The sequence below is a fragment of the Methylobacterium sp. 1A genome (assembly GCF_058072805.1).
Genome location: NZ_JBYQVE010000002.1, coordinates 2,033,400 through 2,052,278, shown reverse-complemented (window position 1 = coordinate 2,052,278; position 18,879 = coordinate 2,033,400). Strand labels below are relative to the sequence as shown.

General features: G+C 72.4%; 16 protein-coding genes. 7 read left to right on the top strand and 9 right to left on the bottom strand.

Annotated features, from left to right (window positions below):
- Positions 1-22 precede the first annotated feature (22 nt).
- Positions 23-997, top strand: coding sequence for an MBL fold metallo-hydrolase (locus ACX9MN_RS29720; RefSeq protein WP_489726179.1), 975 nt, complete (start codon positions 23-25; stop codon positions 995-997).
- Here the strand turns inward: ACX9MN_RS29720 and ACX9MN_RS29715 are convergent.
- Genes ACX9MN_RS29715 through ACX9MN_RS29700 form a run of 4 tightly spaced genes read right to left on the bottom strand, consistent with a single transcriptional unit; the run spans position 958 to position 4,386 of the window.
- Positions 958-1,746 (bottom strand): HAD-IA family hydrolase, encoded by a 789-nt coding sequence (locus ACX9MN_RS29715; RefSeq protein ID WP_489726178.1) that lies wholly within the window; start codon positions 1,744-1,746, stop codon positions 958-960. The two genes, ACX9MN_RS29720 and ACX9MN_RS29715, sit on opposite strands and share 40 nt — an antisense overlap.
- Entirely contained in the window at positions 1,740-2,426 is a 687-nt protein-coding gene (gene rpe / locus ACX9MN_RS29710; RefSeq protein ID WP_020092550.1) for a ribulose-phosphate 3-epimerase, read from the bottom strand. Before rpe ends, ACX9MN_RS29715 begins: the two co-directional genes overlap by 7 nt.
- 20 nt (positions 2,427-2,446) lie before the next feature.
- A complete protein-coding gene (locus ACX9MN_RS29705) occupies positions 2,447-3,307 on the bottom strand; it encodes a phosphoribulokinase (protein WP_091926233.1) in 861 nt (286 codons plus the stop codon).
- Positions 3,308-3,330: 23 nt separating this feature from the next.
- Positions 3,331-4,386 (bottom strand): class 1 fructose-bisphosphatase, encoded by a 1,056-nt coding sequence (locus ACX9MN_RS29700; RefSeq protein ID WP_091679427.1) that lies wholly within the window; start codon positions 4,384-4,386, stop codon positions 3,331-3,333.
- 182 nt (positions 4,387-4,568) lie between these two features.
- Here ACX9MN_RS29700 and ACX9MN_RS29695 point away from each other — a divergent pair, with 182 nt between their 5' ends.
- Both ACX9MN_RS29695 and ACX9MN_RS29690 read left to right on the top strand, forming a co-directional pair.
- On the top strand, positions 4,569-5,516 hold the full coding sequence (locus ACX9MN_RS29695) for a LysR family transcriptional regulator (RefSeq protein ID WP_026604832.1): 948 nt from the start codon (positions 4,569-4,571) through the stop codon (positions 5,514-5,516).
- Positions 5,513-6,757 carry an NAD(P)/FAD-dependent oxidoreductase gene (locus tag ACX9MN_RS29690; RefSeq protein WP_489726177.1) on the top strand — a complete coding sequence of 415 codons (1,245 nt, stop codon included), beginning with the start codon at positions 5,513-5,515 and terminating at the stop codon, positions 6,755-6,757. Before ACX9MN_RS29695 ends, ACX9MN_RS29690 begins: the two co-directional genes overlap by 4 nt.
- Before the next feature lie 336 nt (positions 6,758-7,093).
- Here the strand turns inward: ACX9MN_RS29690 and ACX9MN_RS29685 are convergent, their stop codons facing one another.
- The 3 genes from ACX9MN_RS29685 to ACX9MN_RS29675 all read right to left on the bottom strand — a co-directional run bounded on the left by ACX9MN_RS29685 (position 7,094) and on the right by ACX9MN_RS29675 (position 10,084).
- A complete protein-coding gene (locus ACX9MN_RS29685) occupies positions 7,094-8,335 on the bottom strand; it encodes an MFS transporter (RefSeq protein ID WP_175556284.1) in 1,242 nt (413 codons plus the stop codon).
- Positions 8,336-8,416: 81 nt separating this feature from the next.
- Positions 8,417-9,331 carry an amino acid ABC transporter substrate-binding protein gene (locus tag ACX9MN_RS29680; RefSeq protein ID WP_447681673.1) on the bottom strand — a complete coding sequence of 305 codons (915 nt, stop codon included), beginning with the start codon at positions 9,329-9,331 and terminating at the stop codon, positions 8,417-8,419.
- A gap of 117 nt (positions 9,332-9,448) precedes the next feature.
- On the bottom strand, positions 9,449-10,084 hold the full coding sequence (locus tag ACX9MN_RS29675; protein ID WP_489726176.1) for a glutathione S-transferase family protein: 636 nt from the start codon (positions 10,082-10,084) through the stop codon (positions 9,449-9,451).
- A 196-nt stretch (positions 10,085-10,280) separates the two neighbouring features.
- On the opposite strand from ACX9MN_RS29675, the gene ACX9MN_RS29670 reads away from it, so the two are divergent.
- The 4 genes from ACX9MN_RS29670 (at position 10,281) to ACX9MN_RS29655 (ending at position 14,791) form a co-directional block, all read left to right on the top strand.
- Entirely contained in the window at positions 10,281-10,661 is a 381-nt protein-coding gene (locus tag ACX9MN_RS29670) for a response regulator (protein WP_020092557.1), read from the top strand.
- Positions 10,662-10,733: 72 nt separating this feature from the next.
- Complete coding sequence (locus ACX9MN_RS29665) at positions 10,734-12,707, top strand: AI-2E family transporter (protein WP_489726175.1); 1,974 nt, start codon at positions 10,734-10,736, stop codon at positions 12,705-12,707.
- A 132-nt stretch (positions 12,708-12,839) separates the two neighbouring features.
- The gene (locus tag ACX9MN_RS29660) at positions 12,840-14,459 is read left to right on the top strand and encodes a hybrid sensor histidine kinase/response regulator (RefSeq protein WP_020092559.1); all 1,620 of its coding nucleotides are present in this window, start codon (positions 12,840-12,842) and stop codon (positions 14,457-14,459) included.
- 17 nt (positions 14,460-14,476) lie between these two features.
- Positions 14,477-14,791 carry a plasmid stabilization protein gene (locus ACX9MN_RS29655; RefSeq protein WP_331293704.1) on the top strand — a complete coding sequence of 105 codons (315 nt, stop codon included), beginning with the start codon at positions 14,477-14,479 and terminating at the stop codon, positions 14,789-14,791.
- Positions 14,792-14,842: 51 nt separating this feature from the next.
- Here the strand turns inward: ACX9MN_RS29655 and ACX9MN_RS29650 are convergent, their stop codons facing one another.
- Positions 14,843-15,733 (bottom strand): ketopantoate reductase family protein, encoded by an 891-nt coding sequence (locus tag ACX9MN_RS29650; protein ID WP_489726174.1) that lies wholly within the window; start codon positions 15,731-15,733, stop codon positions 14,843-14,845.
- A gap of 20 nt (positions 15,734-15,753) precedes the next feature.
- Positions 15,754-18,837 (bottom strand): D-2-hydroxyglutarate dehydrogenase YdiJ, encoded by a 3,084-nt coding sequence (gene ydiJ / locus ACX9MN_RS29645; protein WP_489726173.1) that lies wholly within the window; start codon positions 18,835-18,837, stop codon positions 15,754-15,756.
- Positions 18,838-18,879: the final 42 nt, after the last annotated feature.

Here is an 18,879-nt window from a genome sequence, read left to right as displayed (position 1 = left end):
CGCGGGTTTCAAGGAGGATCCGATGCCGGGCACGAACCGTCGCGATCTGGTGCGGGCCGCGCTCGCCGGAGGGGCCGTCCTGGGTCTCGGCGGCCGCGCCCGCGCCACCGCACCCTTCGCCGAAGCGCAGGCGCCGGGCTTCTACCGGACGCGTGTCGGCAGCTGCGAGGTCACGATCCTCAACGACGGGGCGCGCAGCTTCGCGATGCCGGACCGCTTCGTGCGCAACGTTCCCCGGGACGAGGCGCTCGGCGCCGCGCGGGCGGCCTACATGCCCCCCGGCCAAGTGACGGTGCCGTTCAACCCGACGCTGATCAACACGGGCGCGAAGCTCGTCCTGATCGATACCGGCAACGGCCCGGTGCCGGGCGCGCCCGTCGGCCGCCTCGCGGCGAACCTCGCGGCGGCCGGGATCAGGCCCGAGGACATTGACCTCGTCCTGCTCTCGCACCTCCATCCCGACCACACGAACGGCCTCAAGCGGGCGGACGGGTCCCTCGCCTTCCCGAACGCCGAGATCCGGGCCGCCGCACCCGACTGGGCGTTCTGGATGAGCGACGCCAACATGGCCCGCGCCGCCGACCCGGTGACGCAGGGCTACTTCGCCAACACCCGCCGGGTGCTCGGCGACCTGAAGGACCGGATCGGCAGCTTCGCGTGGGACGAGGAGATCGTGCCCGGGATCACCGCCCTCGCCGCCCCCGGACACACGCCGGGCCACACGGCCTTCGCGGTCGCCTCGGGCGCGGACCGTCTGCTGATTCAGTCCGACGTGACCAACATCCCGGCCCTCTTCCTGCAGCACCCGGACTGGCACGTGATGTACGATCACGACGCCGATCAGGCGCAGGCGACGCGCCACCGCTTCTACGACACGGCCGCGTCCGAGAGGGCCCTCGTGGTCGGCTACCACTTCCCCTTCCCGTCGCTCGGCCACGTGGAACGGGACGGACCGGGCTACCGGCTCGTGCCCATCGCCTGGACCGGCGTGCTCTGACCGTCCTGAGATTCGTGCCACCGGATCAGGGAGGCCAGATCCACGACCCCGCCCGGCCATTCGACGCCCGCGAGGTGCCGGTGCGGCCGGTCCGGCTCGCCGAGATCCGAGACGGCGGAGAAAGCGCCGTCGAGCCGGTGGCTCTCGGTGTAGCGGCTCCGGGTCGCAAGGACCGGCAGCCCGGCGGCCCGGGCCGAGCTGATGCCGGCGGCCGAATCCTCGAAGGCCACCGCCTCGGAGGCCGGGATCTCCAGGCCGGCGAGCGCCAGCAGGAACACGTCGGGGGCGGGCTTCTTGCGGCTCGCCTCGTCGCCGGCCGCGATCACGTCGAAGGGCGCTGCGTCCGGCGGGAAATTGGCGGCGAGGAGCCGGTCGACGTTCGGGCGGCTCGTCGTGGTGGCCACCGCGAGCCGGATTCCCGCGGCCCGGGCCTCGGCGATCAGCCGGGCGATCCCGGGGCGCAGCGGCAGGCCGTTCCGCGCGACGAGGTCGCCGTAGGCGCGCGTCTTGATGGCGTGGATCTCCGGCGCGCGGGCGTGGAGCGCGGCGGCTTCCGCCGGGTGCTCGGTGTCGATGTAGTGAGCGAGCCGCTCCTTGCCGCCCATGACGGCCAGCAGGTCGGCGTAGAGCGCCTCGTCCCACCGCCAGGGCAGTCCGAGCTCCGCGAAGGCGCGGTTGAACGCCTGCCGGTGCAGGTCCTCGGTCTCGGCGAGGGTCCCGTCGACGTCGAAGATCAGCGCCTTCAGCACGACAGGTCGCGACCGGAGGCGCCCTCCGCGCCCTCGCGGATCGCCGCGATGCGCTCGGCGTAGGCGTCCGGGCCGCCGCTGAACACGGCGTTGCCGGCCACGAACGTGTCGGCGCCGGCGCGGCTCGCGACCTTGACCGTCTCGGGGTCGATCCCGCCGTCGACCTGGATGCGGATGTCCCGGCCCGCCACCATGGCGCGCACCCGCGCCACCGATTCCATGGCGCCCTTGATGAAGCTCTGGCCGCCGAAGCCGGGATTGACGGTCATCACCAGCACGAGATCCACGAGGTCGAGCACCGGCTCGACCATGGCGGCCGGCGTGCCCGGGTTGATCGCCACGCCGGCGCGCTTGCCGAGGTCGCGGATGGTCTGGAGCGAGCGGTGGATGTGCGGCCCGGCCTCGGCGTGGACCGTGATGCCGTCGGCCCCCGCCTGCGCGAAGGCCGCGAGGTACGGATCGGCCGGCGCGATCATCAGGTGCACGTCGAAGTACTTCTGCGTGTGCGGCCGGAGCGCTTTCACCACCGGCGGCCCGAACGTGATGTTGGGCACGAAATGCCCGTCCATCACGTCGAGATGGATCCAGTCGGCCCCGGCCGCGTCCACGGCGCGGGTCTCCTCGGCCAGCTTCGAGAAGTCGGCGGACAAGATCGACGGGGCGATGACGGGTGCGAGCATGGGAGGCTTTCGGGGTCGGCTCAGGCCAGCCGGCGGCGGCGCTCGACGAGCTGCATGATCATCGGCGTCAGGATCAGCTGCATCGCCAGGTCGAGCTTGCCGCCGGGGATCACGATGGAGTTGGCCCGGCTCATGAAACTGTCGTGAATCATGGAGACGAGATACGAGAAGTCGATCCCCTTCGGGTCCTTGAAGCGGATCACGACCATCGATTCGTCGGCGGTGGGAATCCAGCGGGCGATGAACGGGTTCGACGTGTCGACCGTCGGCACCCGCTGGAAGTTGATGTCGGTGAACGAGAATTGCGGGCAGATGGTCTGCACGTAGTCGGGCATGCGCCGCAGGATCACGTCGGTCACCGCCTCGGTGGAGTAGCCGCGGAACGAGCGGTCCCGGTGCAGCTTCTGGATCCATTCGAGGTTGATCACCGGCACGACGCCGATCTTCAGGTCGGCGTAGCGGGCGATGTCGACGTCCGGGTCGGCCACGCAGCCGTGCAGGCCCTCGTAGAACAGGAGGTCGGAATCGGGCGGGAACGTCTCCCAGTCCGAGAAGCTGCCCTCCGGGATGCCGTAGGCCTGCGCGTCGTGCTGGTCGTGGGCGTAGTGACGGGTCCGGCCGGTGCCGGACTCGGCGTAGCTGCGGAACACCGCCTCCAGCTCGGGCAGGAGGTTGGCCCGCGGCGCGAAGTGGGACAGCGTCGGCTCGTTCGCCATCATCGCCCGCATCGTGTCGCGGTCGAAGGCGTGGAAGCCGTCACCCTCGATGAAGACCGCCCGCACGTCCTCGCGGCGGAAGATCTGCTCGAAGGTGTTGCGCACCGAGGTGGTCCCGGCCCCGGAGGAGCCGGTCACAGAGATGATGGGGTGCCGCGCCGACATGCCTTTACGACTTCACGGTGCGGCTATGACCGCATCAGGCCGCGCTGGCCGAAGAGCGGCGAGCGGCCGGCATCGGGCTTGCCGCCGGCATAGTAGGTGGCGACGCACGCCACTTCCTCGGTGGAGCCGCAGACCAGCGGCGCCCGCTCGTGGATCCCGGTGGCCACGAGGTCGAGGATCCGCGTCTGGCCGTCGGTCGCCGCGCCGCCGGCCTGCTCGACCAGCATGGCCACGGGCGCGACCTCGTAGAGCAGCCGCAGGCGGCCGCGGGCGTAGTTCTTCCGGGCGTCACCCGGGTAGAGGAACACACCGCCGCGGGTCAGCACGCGCTGGATGTCGGCCACCAGCGAGGCGAGCCAGCGCATGTTGTAGTCCTTGTCGCGCGGCCCCTCGGTGCCGCGCTGGCAATCCTCGATATAGGCTTTCACCGGCGCGTCCCAGTGCCGAGCGTTGGAGGCGTTGATGGCGAATTCCTTGGTGGAGGCCGGCACCGACATCGCCGGGCTCGTCAGCTTGAACCGGCCCTCGGCGCGGTCGAGCACGTAGGACTGGGTGCCCTCGCCCAGTGTCAGGATCAGCGCCGTGGCCGGGCCGTAGGTGACGAAGCCCGCGGCGATCTGCGTCGAGCCGGGGGTGGTGAACGAGGCCAGCGGGTTCGCCGGATCCTTGATCGACGGCCGGATGCCGAAGATCATGCCGACGGCCATGTTCACGCCGATGTTGGAGGAGCCGTCGAGGGGGTCGATGGCGACGGCGAGCGGGGCGTCCGGGTTCAGACGCATCACCTCTTCGGCCTCCTCGGAGGCGACCTCGGCGACCGGAGCGCCCCGCAGCGCCGCGGTCACGCTCTCGTGAGCGATGACGTCGAGGGCCTTCTGGACGTCGCCGTCGCTGTTGTGATCGCCGGCCGCCGCGAGGTCGCCGCCGAGCGCGCCGCGCCCGATCCGCTCGCTGATCTCCACCGCCGACCGCGCCACGGCCGCGACCACCGCGGCGGCGTCCTTCAGCGCCGGATTGGCGTCCACGGCCTGCGCCAGGCAGGTCTCGAGGGGCGTCCCGATCGCCGCTGAAATTGCCATCGGCCTACTCCTCCTGCTCGGATCCCGTCCGCGGGGATCGCGCGTTCCGCGCCGGCTCTGTAGCGGCCGCTTGGCTGCCAAGATAGCGGTCTCTGTCTCCGGATCGACAGGAACCCGCGGCGGGGCCTTCAAGATTTCTGTGCGATCTTGTGCCATAGGACGAAAAAAACGAGATGTCCGCCATGCGCAACCTCTCCCTCAAGCAGCTTCAGGCGGTCGCTGCCGTGGCCCGCCTCGGCACCATGACCCGGGCTGCGCAGGAGCTGAACGTCACCTCCGCCGCCCTCTACGCGCGCATCCGCCAGCTGGAGGAGGAGGCCGGGCTGCTGCTGTTCGACCGGACGCCGGGGGGCCTCAAGCCGACGGATGCCGGCCGCGAGATGCTCTGGGCGATCGACAGCATCAACACGGTGCTGGAGACCTGCACCGACCGCCTGCGCACCCTGCGCGGCGCGGAGGGCGGGCGCGTGGCGCTCGGCGTCGTCTCCACCGCCAAGTACTTCGCCCCGCAGGTGATCGCGGGCTTCGTCAAGAAGCATCCCGGCGTCGAGATCAGCCTGTCGGTGCGCAACCGCGGCCAGACCGTGGAGGCGCTGCGCGGCTACGAGATCGACTTCGCCCTGATGGGCCGCCCGCCCCGGGACTTCCCGATCGAGGCCGCCACCTTCGGGCCGCACCCGATCGTGCTGATCGCGCCGCCCGGCCACCCGCTGGCGGGCCGGACCGACCTGAACCGCGAGGACCTCGCGGACCAGCCGTTCTTCCTCCGCGAAGAGGGCTCGGGCACCCGCATGGTCTTCGAGGAGTTCATGAGCGGCGTCCTGGTCAAGCGGGCGCCGCTGGACATCGACACCGGGTCGAACGAGACCATCAAGCAGGCGGTGATGGCCGGGCTCGGGATCGCGCTGCTCTCGGTGCACTCCGTGGCGGCCGAGCTGGAGAGCGGGCGCCTCGTCCTCCTCAACGTCAGGGGCCTGCCGATCCGGCGCGACTGGTACGCGGTCCGGCGCGCCGACAAGGTGCTGGGTCCGGCCGCCTCCGCGGTCTGGTCCTACCTGATGTCGGAGGGCGCGCGCTGCCTGCCGGGCGTCGCCCAGAGCGGTCTGGTGCTAGCGGGAGCCAAGGCGTGAGCGCCGCTGCCGGCGTCGTCGTGGCCGGGGCCGGGCAGGCCGGCTTCCAGCTCGCCGCGTCCCTGCGGGACGGCGGGTTCCGCGACCCGATCACCCTGGTGGGCGACGAGACCGCCCTGCCCTACCAGCGGCCGCCGCTCTCGAAGGCCTACCTCGCCGGGAAGACCGATCGGGAGGGCCTGTTCCTGCGCCCGCCCGGCTTCTTCGCCGAGCACGCCATCGCGCACCGCCCGGGGCTCCGCGCCGTCGCGGTCGACCGGGACGCGCGCCGCCTGCAGCTCTCGGACGGCACCGACCTCCCCTACGACCACCTCGTGCTCGCCACCGGCGCGCGCAACCGTCCCCTGCCGGTCCCGGGCGCCGAACTCGCGGGCGTGCGCCAGCTGCGCGGCCTCGCCGATGCCGACGCCCTGAAGGCGGCAGTCGCCGAGGCCCGGGCGATCGTGGTCATCGGGGCCGGCTTCATCGGGCTCGAATTCGCCGCCGTCGCGGCCGCGCGCGGCCTGCCGGTGACGGTGATCGAGGCGGCCGAGCGGCCCATGGCCCGGGCGGTCTCGTCCGAGATGGGCGAATTCTTCCGCCGCGCCCACGCCGCGATGGGCGTGCGCTTCGCCTTCGGGGCCGGCGTGACGGCGATCGTCGGGCGGGACGGCCGCGCCACCGGCGTCGCCCTGGCGGACGGAAGCGAACGCGCGGCCGACCTGATCCTCGTCGGGATCGGCGTCCTGCCGAACCGGGAACTCGCCGCGGAGGCCGGCCTGCCGGCCGAGGACGGCGTGCGGGTCGACGCGTTCCTGGCGACGCCCGACCCGGCCATCTCGGCGATCGGCGACTGCGCCCGCTTCCCGATCCCCTTCGCCCACGGGGTGACGCCGGACGGGACGGTGCGGATCGAGTCCGTGCAGAACGCCATCGACCAGGGCCGCTGCCTCGCGGCCCGCCTCACCGGCAAGCCCGCCGCCTACGGCGCGCTGCCGTGGTTCTGGAGCGACCAGGGTCCGCACAAGCTGCAGATCGCGGGCCTGTCGGGACCCGGCGATGCCGGCGTCGTCCGCGGGACCGGCGACGCCTTCTCGGTCTTCCGCTTCCGCGACGGGCGCCTGAGCGCGGTGGAATCCGTCGACCGCGCGGGCGACCACATGATCGCGCGGCGCCTGCTCGCGGCCGGGACGCCGCTGACGCCCGACCAGGCGGAAGATCTGGGCTTCGACCTCAAGGCGCTGGCGATGGGGCGGGTCTGAGAGCTGCTCCGCGTCATCGCGAGCGTAGCGAAGCGACCCAGAGCAGCGCGACATCGGGAGGCGTGGCGCGACACTGGATTGCTTCGCTGCGCTCGCAAGGACGACCTCGCGCGGTTCAGACCAACTCTCGGAAAACCATGGAACGGCTGGACGCCGCTCTGAATCGTCCGAGCACCGTGCCCTTTCCCGGGCGCCTGGAGCACCAGCGGAATGCGACCCGGGATCCAGCGCGAAACGTCGCGAAGCGTCGATATGCGGTGCCGCTTTCGCGGCGCTTCGTGTGCTGGTTCCCGGATCGCCTTCCACTGCGTTGCGGGCGTCCGGGAAAAGGCGCGCTCAGCCGGTAAACGGGACTGGTCCCGGCTTCTGCCGCAGGGCGATGGCGGTGGCGATCCCGAGCGCCAGGATGGTGACGGCGCATCCCAGTAGCGCCCCGAGCTGCCCGAACCGGAGCAGCGCCTGCCCGATCACCGCGACGCCGAGCGCCTGGCCGCAGAAGAACGAGAAGGCGTGCAGCGCCACCGCGGAGGCGCGGGCCTTGGGCGCGACCTCGGTGACCTGCGTCTGGTAGGTGTTGTGCAGCATGTAGAAGCCGAGGCCCATGGCGGTGAGCGCGGCGCAGTCGACCTGCCAGGAGCCCGCGAGCCCGACTACGGTGAGCGACGCGCCGCAGATCAGGCCGCCGCCGATCAGCATCCGCGGAAGGCCGAGCAGCCGGACGAGCAGCCCGACCAGGGCCGAGTAGAGCAGGCCGCCGACCGCGAACCCCGCCAGAACCAGCCCGGCCTCGCGCGGGCCGCCCTCCCCCCGCGCCTCGATCAGCGGGGCGAGGTGCGGGAACACGCCGAAGATCGCGATGGCCTCGATGAACACCGCCGAGAACAGCACCCGCGCCCGGGGATTGCCCAGGATCGTGCGGTAGCGCGTTACCGCCTCGCCGAAGGCGGGGCGGCGGGCCGGGGCCCGGCCGGCCCGGTCGAAGCCGAGGACGGTCGCCGCGCAGGCCAGGGCGGCCACCGCGGCGGTGACCGCGAAGACGCCGCGCCAGCCGATCGCCGCCTCGATCAGGCCCGCGAAGGTCGAGCCCGAGAGCTGGCCGAGGATCACCGCCACGAGGAAGCGCCCGATCGCCACCTGGCGGCTCTCCATCGGCACGCGGTCGCCCAGGAGGGCCAGCGAGAGCGGGATGCAGCCGCCCGCGGCCGCCCCCGCCAGCATGCGCAGGCCGAACAGGCTGCCGATATCCGGCGCGACGCTGCACAGGGTCAGCGCCACGGCGAGCACCGCGAGGCAGGTGCTCATCACCCGCTCCTTGCCGAGCGCGTCGCCGATCGGGCCGAGCACCGGCTGGATGAACGCGTAGGGCAGCGCGAAGGCGGTGGAGAGGAGCGCCACCGTGTGGGCGTCGCTCGCGAGATCCCGGGCGAGCACGCCGACGAGGGGCTCGACCGAGCGGAGCGCGAAGGTGCTGCCGAACCCCGCGCAGGCCAGCACGACGATCAGGCGCGGGATCGACGTGGCCGGCGGCGCGGCGACGGCCGCGCTGGACGGGAGAGCCGGCTCTGTGCTGTCGGTCATGGCACGCTTCGCGACGCGGGCGGGATCAGACCCGCGGCATCGCATCTCCCTCGCCCGAGCGGAACCCCGCCGCGCGACAGATCAGTGCGCGTAGAACGCGGGATCCGAATTGTCGGTCGGGTGCGCGAAGGCCCAGCGCAGGGCCGACGACAGCGGCACGTTGTAGTTGAGGCCGCGCGGCGGCACGGGCTTCAGGAACCAGCGGTCGTAGAGCACCGTGATCTCGGGGCTCCGGTAGAGATCGGCCGTCGCCCGGTCGACCACCGCCTTGAAGGCCGGGTCGTCCTTGCGCAGCATGATCCCGTAGGGCTCCGGATTGGACAGGGTCTCCTCGCTGACCGCGTAGGCGGCGGGCTCCTTGGACTGGGCCGCGACCACGCTGAGCTGCACGTCGTCCATGACGAAGGCCGAGGCCCGGCCGGTCTCGACCATGAGGAACCCCTCCGGGACGTCCTTGGCGGCGATCACCGTGATGCCGAGCTTGCGCTCGTTGTTGGCCTTGATCAGCATCAGGATGTTGGTCGAGCCGGCGACCGACGAGACCGTCTTGCCGCGCAGGTCGTCCAGGCCGGCGATGTGCTGGTCCTTGCGGGAGACGAAGCGGGTCGCCGTGAGGAAGTGCGTGTTGGTGAAGTCCACCTGCTTCTTGCGCTCGGCGTTGTTGGTGGTCGTCCCGCACTCCAGATCGATCGTGCCGTTGGTCATCAGCGGGATGCGGGAGGAGGAGTTGACGAACTCCATCCCGACCTCGAGGCCCGGCATCTTCAGTTCGCGCTTCACCGCGTCGGCGATCCTCAGGCAGATGTCGACCGCGAAGCCGACGACCTTCTGGTTCTGGTCCAGGTAGCTGAACGGGGTCGCGGTATCGCGCACGCCGAGGACCAGCCTGTTGCTGTCGTGGATCTTCCTGAGGGTTCCGGTGAGATCGGCGGCCCGCGCGGCCCCCGCGGGGGCGCCGAGGAGGAGCGCGGCGATGAGGGGAGCGAGCAGACGCATGGGCCGACGGGTTCCGGTCGCGCGAGGGGCCGTCCGCGGGGTGCGCCGGCGGCGGGAGACCGGACCGCGCGCCGGGGCCGGCCCCCGGCGCGAGCCCCAGCAAGAGTCCGGCCGCGGTCAGGTCGACGCGGCCGCCTGGTGCGCCTCGGCGAGCTGCGCGTCCGCGGCCGCGACCTTCCGCGAGGCCGGGCGGGACCGGATGCGCTCCACGTAGGCCGCCAGCACCGGGTCGGGCGCGACGAGGCCGAAGCCCGTCGTCCAGCCGAGGGCGCCGCCCCACAGCACGTCGGCGGCGCTGAAGCGCGCGCCGAGCAGGTACGGGCCGGGCGTCAGGGCCTCCTTCACCCGGGCGATGACGCTGTCGTAATCGGCGTAGGCCGACATGGCGCGCGGGCCTGGCTCCCGCTTCAGGTACCGGTCGACCACCGCGGGCTCGAAGCAGGAGCCGTAGAACACCATCCAGCGCAGGTAGGTGGCCCGGTCGGGCTCGGTCGGTGCCGGGGCGAGCCCCGCCTCGGGGAACAGGTCGGCGAGGTAGAGGTAGACGGCCGCCTGCTCGGTCACCACGGCGTCGCCGTGGCGGATCGCCGGCACCTTCGCCATCGGGTTCACGGCGCGATAGGCGTCCTGGAGGTGCTCGCCGGCGCGCATGTTGAGCGCGTGCAGCCGGTACGGGACCCCGAGTTCCTCGAGCAGCACGCGCACGCCCGACGAGCGGGTGTTGGGCGAATGATAGAGCTCGATGTCAGGCATAGTGGTTGTTCCGCCCCGTCCGAGGATTGTCGATTCGTTGGCGTCCACGCTCTTACCCGCTGACCAACGGGTCAACCGCGGACCGGAGCGCCACTTCCTCAGGGACCGGAATCGCGGCAGGAACGTTGGGCGATTGTGCGTTGCCGCGCGTTGGGCTTCCGACCGGCACGACGCGAGCCGGGGGTTACGAGTTCTGATGGCGAAGATACTGCTGGTCGAGGACCACGAAGAGATCTGGGATTTCCTCTCGCGCCGCCTCAAGCGGCGCGGCTACGAGGTGATGCTCGCGCATGACGGCGAGGCCGGCGTCCGGCAGGCGCGCTCGGGCCAGCCCGACGTGATCCTCCTCGACATGAACCTGCCGGTCCTCGACGGCTGGTCGGTCGCCCGGACGCTGAAATCCGGCACCGACACCCGGGCGATCCCGATCATCGCGCTCACGGCCCACGCCATGTCGGGCGACCGCGACAAGGCCATCCAGGCCGGCTGCGACGACTATCACCCGAAGCCCGTCGATTTCTCGAAGCTGCTCAGCCAGATCAGCGCCGCCCTGGGCGAGACCGCGCAGGCGAGCTGACCCGGCAGCGGACGCGCGACCTGCGGCCCCGAGATCTGCGGCCCCGAGACCTGATGTGAGTGGAGCGTGTCCGTGAGCGAGGATCCCGTCACTGCCCAGCGCCTGCGGCAGGGCCTGCCGATCTTCGTGGCGCTGGCGTCGCTCCTCCTCGTGGTCGCCACGATGGCGGCCCTCTACCTCGGGCGCGAGATCCTCGTGCCGGTGACGCTGGCGATCCTCCTGAGCTTCGTCCTCGTGCCGGCGGTGCGGATGCTGCGGCGGCTGCGCGTGCCCCGCGCGCCGGCGGTCCTGCTCGTCGTGGTGATCGTCTTCGGCGCCCTGTTCGGCATCGGCAGCCTGATCGCCAGCGAGGCGTCCCAGCTCGCCTCCGACCTGCCGCGCTACACCCAGGTGATGCGCACGAAGATCAAGGATCTGCGCGGGGCGACGGCCGGGACCGGCACGCTCTCGCGGATCGTCGACATGGTGCAGGATCTCAGCGCCACCCTGCAGCCGCCGCCGGCCGCGGAGGTCCGCGGCGAGCCGGGATCGCGCACGCACCCGCTCACGGTCGAGCTCACCCCCGCCCGCGCCAGCGTCGTCGACACGCTCCAGACCTTCGCGGGCCCGATCCTGCACCCGCTGGCGACGACCGGCCTGATCCTGATCTTCACGATCTTCATCCTGCTCCAGCGCGAGGACCTGCGGAACCGGGCGATCCGGCTCGCCGGCGGCTCGGGCGATCTGCGGCGCACGACGGCGGCGATCGACGACGCCACGAGCCGGCTGAGCCGGTTCTTCCTGGCCCAGCTCGCCCTCAACATCGCCTTCGGGCTGGTGATCGGCATCGGCCTCTGGCTGATCGGCGTGCCGAGCCCGACCCTGTTCGGCGTCCTCGCCGCGATCCTGCGGTTCGTGCCCTATATCGGCGCGGCGATCAGCGCCCTGCTGCCGCTGATCCTCGCGGCCGCCGTCGATCCCGGCTGGAGCATGGTGATCGCCACCGCGGCCCTGTTCCTCGTGGTCGAGCCGATCTGCGGCCACGTCATCGAGCCGCTGCTCTACGGGCACTCCACCGGCCTCTCGCCGGTCGCCGTCATCCTGGCCGCGACGATCTGGACGTTCCTGTGGGGCCCGATCGGCCTCGTGCTGGCCACGCCCCTCACCGTCTGCCTCGTGGTGCTCGGCCGGCACGTGGAGCGGCTCTGGTACCTCGACGTGCTGCTCGGCGATCAGCCCGCCCTGTCGCCGCCCGAGATCTTCTACCAGCGCATGCTGGCCGGCGACCCGGTCGAGGCGATCGATCAGGGCTGGCAGTTCCTGAAGGAGCGTGCCCTCGTCACCTACTACGACGAGGTCGCGCTCGCGGGCCTCCTGCTGGCGCAGGAGGATCTGTCTCGCGGCACCCTGGATCGGGAACGACAGGCGGAGGTCGGTGCCGCGATCGGGACGGTGGTGGACCGCCTCGGCACAGCGCCGGTCGGGCGCCGCGCCCGGCGGGGATCCGGCCGCGGCCCCGACACCGAGACCGCGGCGGCGCTCGCCGCCGTCGGGCCCGACCGGCAGGTGGCCGGCATCGTCCTCGAGCGCGAGGATCTCGCGCCCAACTGGCGCGGCGAGACGCCGGTCCTGTGCGTGTCGAGCCGCGGCCCGTTCGACGAGGCGGCGACGCTGATGCTGAGCCAGATCCTCGCGCGCCACGGGCTGGCCTCGCAGATCCTGTCGATGGCGGCGATCCGCGCCGGGGAGCGGCCCGAGAACCCGGACGCGCTGGCGCTGATCTGCTTCTCCTACCTGGAGCCGGTGAGCCTGTCGCAGATCCGGTTCACCGTCCGGCAGGCCCGGGCCGCGGTGCCGGGTGTCCGCATCCTGGTCGGCTTCTGGCGCGAGCGCGATCCCGCGACCCTGGAGCGGCTGCGCCGGGCGACCTCGGCGGACTTCCTGGTGACGTCGCTGAACGAGGCGCTGTCGGCGGTGCTGGGCGCCTGCCGCGAGGCCGCGCCGCCCCGGCTCGTCCCGGCCCCCGTGGGCGCGCCCTCCGAGGCCACGCGGCCGGCCGCGGCATGAGCCCTTCGCGCGACACCGCCGCTGGGGATACAAGGTCGACTTCGGCCGTCCGGCCGCTAGTCTCGCGCACGCCTCTCGTGATCGACCGGGCGCAGAGGTCTCTCCCGGCCAGGAAGGTGACGACCGCCTCGCATGTCTGAGACGCCAGAAACACCGCCCTCCGGGCCGAGTCCCCCGATCCGGGACGGCGCCCCGAGCGACATCACCGATCGCAAGAGCGACATCTTCTTCGCGGCCGTCGAGACGACGCGGATGCCGATGATCGTCACCGATCCGCGCCAGCCCGACAACCCGATCATCTTCGCCAACCGGGCGTTCCTGGCGATGACCGGCTACACGCCGGAAGAGCTGATCGGGCGCAACTGCCGCTTCCTCCAGGGGCCCGACACCGACCGCGAGAGCGTCGCGCAGGTCCGCGCGGCGATCGCCGAGAAGCGCGAGTTCGCCACCGAGATCCTGAACTACCGCAAGAACGGCTCGACTTTCTGGAACGCCCTGTTCGTCTCGCCGGTCTACAATGCCGACGGCGAGCTCGTGTACTACTTCGGCTCGCAGCTCGACGTCTCGCGCCGCCGCGATGCCGAGGAGGCGCTGGGCCAGGCCCAGAAGATGGAGGCGCTCGGCCAGCTCACCGGCGGCATCGCGCACGATTTCAACAACCTGCTGCAGGTGATCGTCGGCTACGTCGACATCCTGGCGGCCGGCCTGGAGAAGCCCGACGCCGACCGCGCGCGGCTCGGCCGGGCCACCGAGAACATCCGGCAGGCGGCCGAGCGCGCCACGACGCTGACACAGCAATTGCTGGCCTTCGCCCGCAAGCAGCGGCTGGACGGCCGCGCGGTCAATCTCAACACCCTGATCGAGGGGATGGGCGAGATGGTCGCCCGCTCGGTGGGCGAGGCCGTGAAGGTCGAACTCGACCTCGCGCCCGATCTCTGGAACTGCCGCGTCGACCCGACCCAGGCCGAGGTCGCGATCCTGAACGTGCTGATCAACGCCCGCGACGCGATGCCGGAGGGCGGCACCGTCCGGATCTCCACCGAGAACAGCGAGATCGCCGCGCGCGGCCGGGAGATCGGGCCGCTGCGCGACGGCCGCTACGTCAGCATCGCCATCAGGGACAGCGGCACCGGCATCCCGCCCGCCGTGCTCGCCCGGGTGATGGACCCGTTCTTCACCACCAAGGAGGAGGGCAAGGGGACGGGTCTCGGCCTGTCGATGGTCTACGGCTTCGCCAAGCAGTCGGGCGGCGCCGCGCAGATCGAATCGGCGGTGGGGTCCGGCACGACGGTGCGCCTGTCGTTCCCCGCGACCGACGGCGACGTCAACGCCCCCGCGAAGGTCTCGCTGCGGGCCGTGGACCGCCAGGGCACCGAGACGATCCTGATCGTCGACGACCGCGAGGACGTGGCCGAGCTCGCCCGCACGATCCTGCGGGACTTCGGCTACACGACGCTGGTCGCGAGCAATGCCCGCGAGGCGCTGGAGATCCTGGACTCGAGCGGGAAGGTCGATCTGCTCTTCACCGACCTGATCATGCCGGGAGGCATGAACGGTGTGCTCCTGGCCCGCGAGGCCCGGCGCCGCCAGCCCAAGCTCAAGGTGCTGCTCGCCACGGGCTACGCGGAGGCGAGCCTGGAGCGAACCGATATCGGCGGCTCGGAGTTTGATCTCCTGAACAAGCCCTACCGGCGCACGGAGCTGGTCCGCCGCGTGCGCGCGATCCTCGACGGTCCGACCGGGGTGGGCTGAGCTTCGGGAGACGGCCCATGTCCCAGGGCGACAAGTCGAAATACACCGACAAGCAGAAGCGCAAGGCCGAGCACATCGCCGACTCGTACGAGTCCCGCGGCGTGCCGGAGAAGGAGGCGGAGGCCCGGGCCTGGGCCACCGTCAACAAGGACGACGGCGGCGGCAAGAAGCCGGGCGGTTCGGGCCGCGGCAAGGCCACCGGCCACCCGGCCGCCCACAAGGGCGGCGCGTCCGGCGGCAAGGCCTCGGCCGGACGCACGGCCGCGGAGCGCTCCGCCTCTGCCCGGAAGGCCGCCGCGACCCGCAAGGCCAACGCCGCCGCGCGGGCCTGACCGCCCGTCGCGAGCCGGGCCTCCGGCCTCCGTGCCGGTGCGGGGTCGATCTCAGTCCCGCCGCTCGGCGAGCTTGACCAGCGCGTGCAGCAGCCGGTTCGCCGGCGTCGGGATCCCGTGCGCCGCGCCCCGGCGCACGATGGTGCCGTTGAGGTGGTCGATCTCGCTCGGCCGGCCGCGGGCCAGGTCCTGGGCGGTGGACGAGCGCTGTCCGGCCATGGCGGCGCTGAGCGCCATCACGTCGTCGAGGATGCCGGGCGACACGGACACGCCCTCGGCCTCCGCCACGCGCGCGCATTCCTGGACGACGTCCGCGATGACCGCGGCCACGCCCTCGCCCTCCACCAGGCGGCCGTAGGGCAACTGCGTCAGGGCCGACAGGGCGTTGTAGGCGCAGTTGATGATCAGCTTCGCCCAGAGCGCGTCGACGGCCTTCGCCGAGACGGTGGTCGGGATGCCGGCCGCCGCGAACGCGGCGGCGACGTGCCCGCTCGTCTCGGACGCGCCGAGGATCAGGTCGCCGCGCCCGTTGTGCCGGACGTGGCCGGGGCCGGCCATCGCGGTGGCGACGTAGACCGCCACCGGCACGACCGGCCGGCCCAGCACGGCGGCGAGCCGCTCGGCGTTGTCGACGCCGTTCTGGAGGCTGAGGACCGTGGCGGCCGGATCGAGGTGGGGGGCGATCATCGCGCCCGCCGCCTCGGTGTCGCCCGACTTCACGCAGACCAGCACGAGGTCGGCGCCCGACGCGCCCGCCCCCGTATCGGTCGCCCGGACGGGCACGGAGGCCGTCCCGGCCGCGCTCTCCAGCACGAGACCGTCCTTCTCGACCGCCTCGACCAGGGCGGGACGGCCGATCAGCGTCACCGCGTGGCCGGCCCGCGCCAGGAGGAACCCGTAGTAGCAGCCGACCGCGCCGGCCCCCACGACGGCGACGGTCATGGCGGGGCTCACGGCGGGGCTCACGGCGCCACCGCGGCGGCGCGCTCGGGATGGAAGGGCGCCGCGCCCACCTCAGCCGCGCGGACATGCTCCAGCAGCGCCTGGGCCGGGTGCCGCAGCCGCACGCCGTCGACCAGCTTGGCCTGGGAGCGGCAGGAATAGCCGTCCGCCAGCAGGGTGCAGCCGGGCGCCTCGGCGACGTGGCGGGCCCAGCTCAGGCCGTAGATCGCCTCGGAGGTGGCGCGGTGGCGCGCCTCGTGACCGTAGGTCCCCGCCATGCCGCAGCAGCCGGCGGCCGGCACCTCGAGCCGCAGGCCGAGATGGGCGAACACAGCCTGCCAGTCCCGCACCGCGCCCGGCGCGTTGGTGCGCTCGGTGCAGTGGGGCAGCAGCCGCATCGTGCGCCCGCCCTGCCCCGGCGCGATCCGGTCGAGCCGGGCGGCGAGCCATTCCTGCAGGAGCTGGACCTTCGGGAGATCGCCGCCCAGCGCCTGCGCGTACTCGGACCGGTAGGTCAGCGTCATCGACGGGTCGATCCCGACCAGGGGCACGCCGTGCCCGGCGAGGTCGCGCAGCAGCGCGGCGTTCGAGCGGGCGACGGCGGCGAACCGCACCAGGAAGCCGTGTACGTGCAGCGGCTTGCCGTTCGGCCGGTAGGGCACCAGCCAGGGCCGGAAGCCGAGGGCGGCGAGGAGGTCGCAGCTGTCGGTCACGACTTCCGCGTCGAAGTGGCTGGTGAAGGCGTCCTGCACCACCAGCACGGACCGCGCGCGCTCCCGCGGGTCCAGTCGGGCCAGGGCGTCCGGGGTCGCGACGGCGACGCCGCGCTCCGCCAGCCGCGCCGTCAGCGCGACCGGCGACAGGGCCGGGATCGCCACCAGCCCGGCCCGGGCCAGGATCAGCCGGGCCAGCGGGTTGGTCAGGACCGCGTTGAAGAGGCGCGGCGCCCGCGCCGCCAGGGGCAGCAGCGGCTCCAGCGCCGCCACGAGATGGTCCTTCAGCGGGCGCGCGTAGCGCGTGTGATAGAGCGCCAGGAACTTCGCCCGGAAGGTCGGCACGTCGACCTTGATCGGGCAGGACCCCGTGCAGGACTTGCAGGCGAGGCAGCCGTCCATCGCCTCCTTGACGGCGTGGGAGAAGTCGTCGGCCTCGGACCGGCCGCGGAGGCGGCTCCGCAGGGTCGCCGCCACGTCGGAGAGCCACCCGGCGGGCTGCCGCGCCAGCTCGGCGGCCGGGTCGGTCCCGGCCTCCGCGGCGCGGCGCAGCCACTCGCGCATCAGCGAGGCGCGACCCTTGGGCGAGTGTCGCCGCTCCCGCGTCGCCTTCCAGGACGGGCACATGGCCTCGTCCGCGTCGAAGCTGAAGCAGGCGCCGTTGCCGTTGCAGTGGAGCGCTTCGTCGAAATCCTCCCGGACCGGCGCCGGGATGGTGCGATCCCGCTCGCCCCGGCGCGGCACGCCGTCGATCCGGGTCAGGCCCGCACCCCTGGCCGAGGCGATCTTGCCCGGGTTCATCCGGTCGTCCGGGTCGAAGGCGCGCTTGACCGCCTCCAGCGCCGGCATCAGCGGCCCGAACGTCGCCGGCACGAATTCCGAGCGGAAGCCCTTGCCGTGCTCGCCCCAGAGCAGGCCGCCGTACTTGGCGGTGAGCGCGACCACCCCCTCCGTGACCTCGCGGATCAGGCCGTTCTGCGCCGGGTCCTTGAGGTCGATGGCCGGCCGCACGTGCAGCACGCCGGCATCGACGTGGCCGAACATGCCATAGCGCAGCCCCTTGCCGTCGAGGAGCGCGCGGAACTCCGCGATGTAGTCGGCGAGCCGCTCCGGCGGGACCGCCGTGTCCTCGACGAACGGGATCGGGCGCGCGTCGCCCTTGGCGGCGCCGAGCAGGCCCACCGCCTTCTTCCGCATGGTCCAGAGCCGCTCGATCGCGTCGCCCCGGGCGATGGTGAAGCCGAGGCGCCTCGTGTCGGTGCCGCGCTCAGCCTCCAGCGTCCCGGTGAGCCGCGCGAGGGCCGCCTCCACGGTCGCGGCGTCGTCGCCGACGAACTCCACGAGGTTGATGCCGTCCACCGGCCGCCCGGCCGGATCGTCGGGGAAGAAGGCCCGCACCTCGGCCCAGATCGGGTCCTTGCGGGCCAGCGCCAGGACCGTGGAGTCGATCGTCTCAACGGAGGCGGCGCCGAACGGCAGCAGCGCCTGCGCGTCGCGCAGCGCCGCGTCGAAGTCGATGTACGAGAGCGCGACCAGCACGGCGGCCTTGGGGATCGGCAGCACGTTCAGCCGCGCCTCGGCGATCAGCGCCAGCGTGCCCTCGGAGCCGCAGATCACGCTCTTGAGGTCGAACCGGCCGCCCGCGTCGCGCAGATGCGCGAGGTCGTAGCCGGTGAGGCAGCGGTTGAGCTTGGGGAAGCGCTCGGCGATGAGCGCGGCGTTCTCGGTGACGACGGCGTCGACGGCGCGGTGGATGGCGCCGACGCGGTCGTCGCGGCCCTTGGCGGCGTCGAGCCCGGCCGGGTCCAGGGGCTCGGCGGTCCAGACCGTGCCGTCGGTGAGCACGCAGGTCAGCGCGAGGACGTGGTCCCGGGTCTTGCCGTAGAGGCACGAGCCCTGCCCGCAGGCATCGGTCGAGATCATCCCGCCGATCGTGGCGCGGTTCGAGGTGGAGAGCTCCGGCGCGAAGAACAGGCCGTGCTTGGCGAGCTCCCGGTTGAGCTGGTCCTTCACCACCCCCGGCTCGACCCGGACGACGCGGTTCGCGACGTCGATCTCCAGGATGCGGTTCATGTGCCGCGAGGTGTCGACCACGAGGCCGTGGCCCAGCGACTGGCCGTTGGTGCCGGTCGCCCCGCCCCGGGGCCGGATCACGATCTCGGCGAAGCGCGGATCCGCGAGGAGCTTGGCGACGCGCACGAGGTCGTCGCGGGTGCGCGGAAAGGCCACGGCCCCCGGCGCCACTTGGTAGATCGAGTTGTCGGTGGAGAAGACCGTGCGGTCGGCGTCCGAGAGCGTCAGGTCGCCCTCGAAGCCGCGCAGGCGCAGCTCGGCGCAGGCCGCGGCGTAGAGCGGCACGGCCTCGGTATGGCGGGTCAGGACCGGGATCATCCGCGCCTTCTACACCCGGCGGATCGCGGGAGACCATCGGCG

Excerpts from the sequence above, each read along its gene's own strand:
- ACX9MN_RS29720 (WP_489726179.1), top strand. The coding sequence starts at position 23 with ATGCCGGGCACGAACCGTCGCGATCTGGTGCGGGCCGCGCTCGCCGGA.
- rpe (WP_020092550.1), bottom strand. The coding sequence starts at position 2,426 with ATGCTCGCACCCGTCATCGCCCCGTCGATCTTGTCCGCCGACTTCTCG.
- ACX9MN_RS29705 (WP_091926233.1), bottom strand. The coding sequence starts at position 3,307 with ATGTCGGCGCGGCACCCCATCATCTCTGTGACCGGCTCCTCCGGGGCC.
- ACX9MN_RS29700 (WP_091679427.1), bottom strand. The coding sequence starts at position 4,386 with ATGGCAATTTCAGCGGCGATCGGGACGCCCCTCGAGACCTGCCTGGCG.
- ACX9MN_RS29695 (WP_026604832.1), top strand. The coding sequence starts at position 4,569 with ATGCGCAACCTCTCCCTCAAGCAGCTTCAGGCGGTCGCTGCCGTGGCC.
- ACX9MN_RS29685 (WP_175556284.1), bottom strand. The coding sequence starts at position 8,335 with ATGACCGACAGCACAGAGCCGGCTCTCCCGTCCAGCGCGGCCGTCGCC.
- ACX9MN_RS29680 (WP_447681673.1), bottom strand. The coding sequence starts at position 9,331 with ATGCGTCTGCTCGCTCCCCTCATCGCCGCGCTCCTCCTCGGCGCCCCC.
- ACX9MN_RS29675 (WP_489726176.1), bottom strand. The coding sequence starts at position 10,084 with ATGCCTGACATCGAGCTCTATCATTCGCCCAACACCCGCTCGTCGGGC.
- ACX9MN_RS29670 (WP_020092557.1), top strand. The coding sequence starts at position 10,281 with ATGGCGAAGATACTGCTGGTCGAGGACCACGAAGAGATCTGGGATTTC.
- ACX9MN_RS29660 (WP_020092559.1), top strand. The coding sequence starts at position 12,840 with ATGTCTGAGACGCCAGAAACACCGCCCTCCGGGCCGAGTCCCCCGATC.
- ACX9MN_RS29655 (WP_331293704.1), top strand. The coding sequence starts at position 14,477 with ATGTCCCAGGGCGACAAGTCGAAATACACCGACAAGCAGAAGCGCAAG.
- ACX9MN_RS29650 (WP_489726174.1), bottom strand. The coding sequence starts at position 15,733 with ATGACCGTCGCCGTCGTGGGGGCCGGCGCGGTCGGCTGCTACTACGGG.
- ydiJ (WP_489726173.1), bottom strand. The coding sequence starts at position 18,837 with ATGATCCCGGTCCTGACCCGCCATACCGAGGCCGTGCCGCTCTACGCC.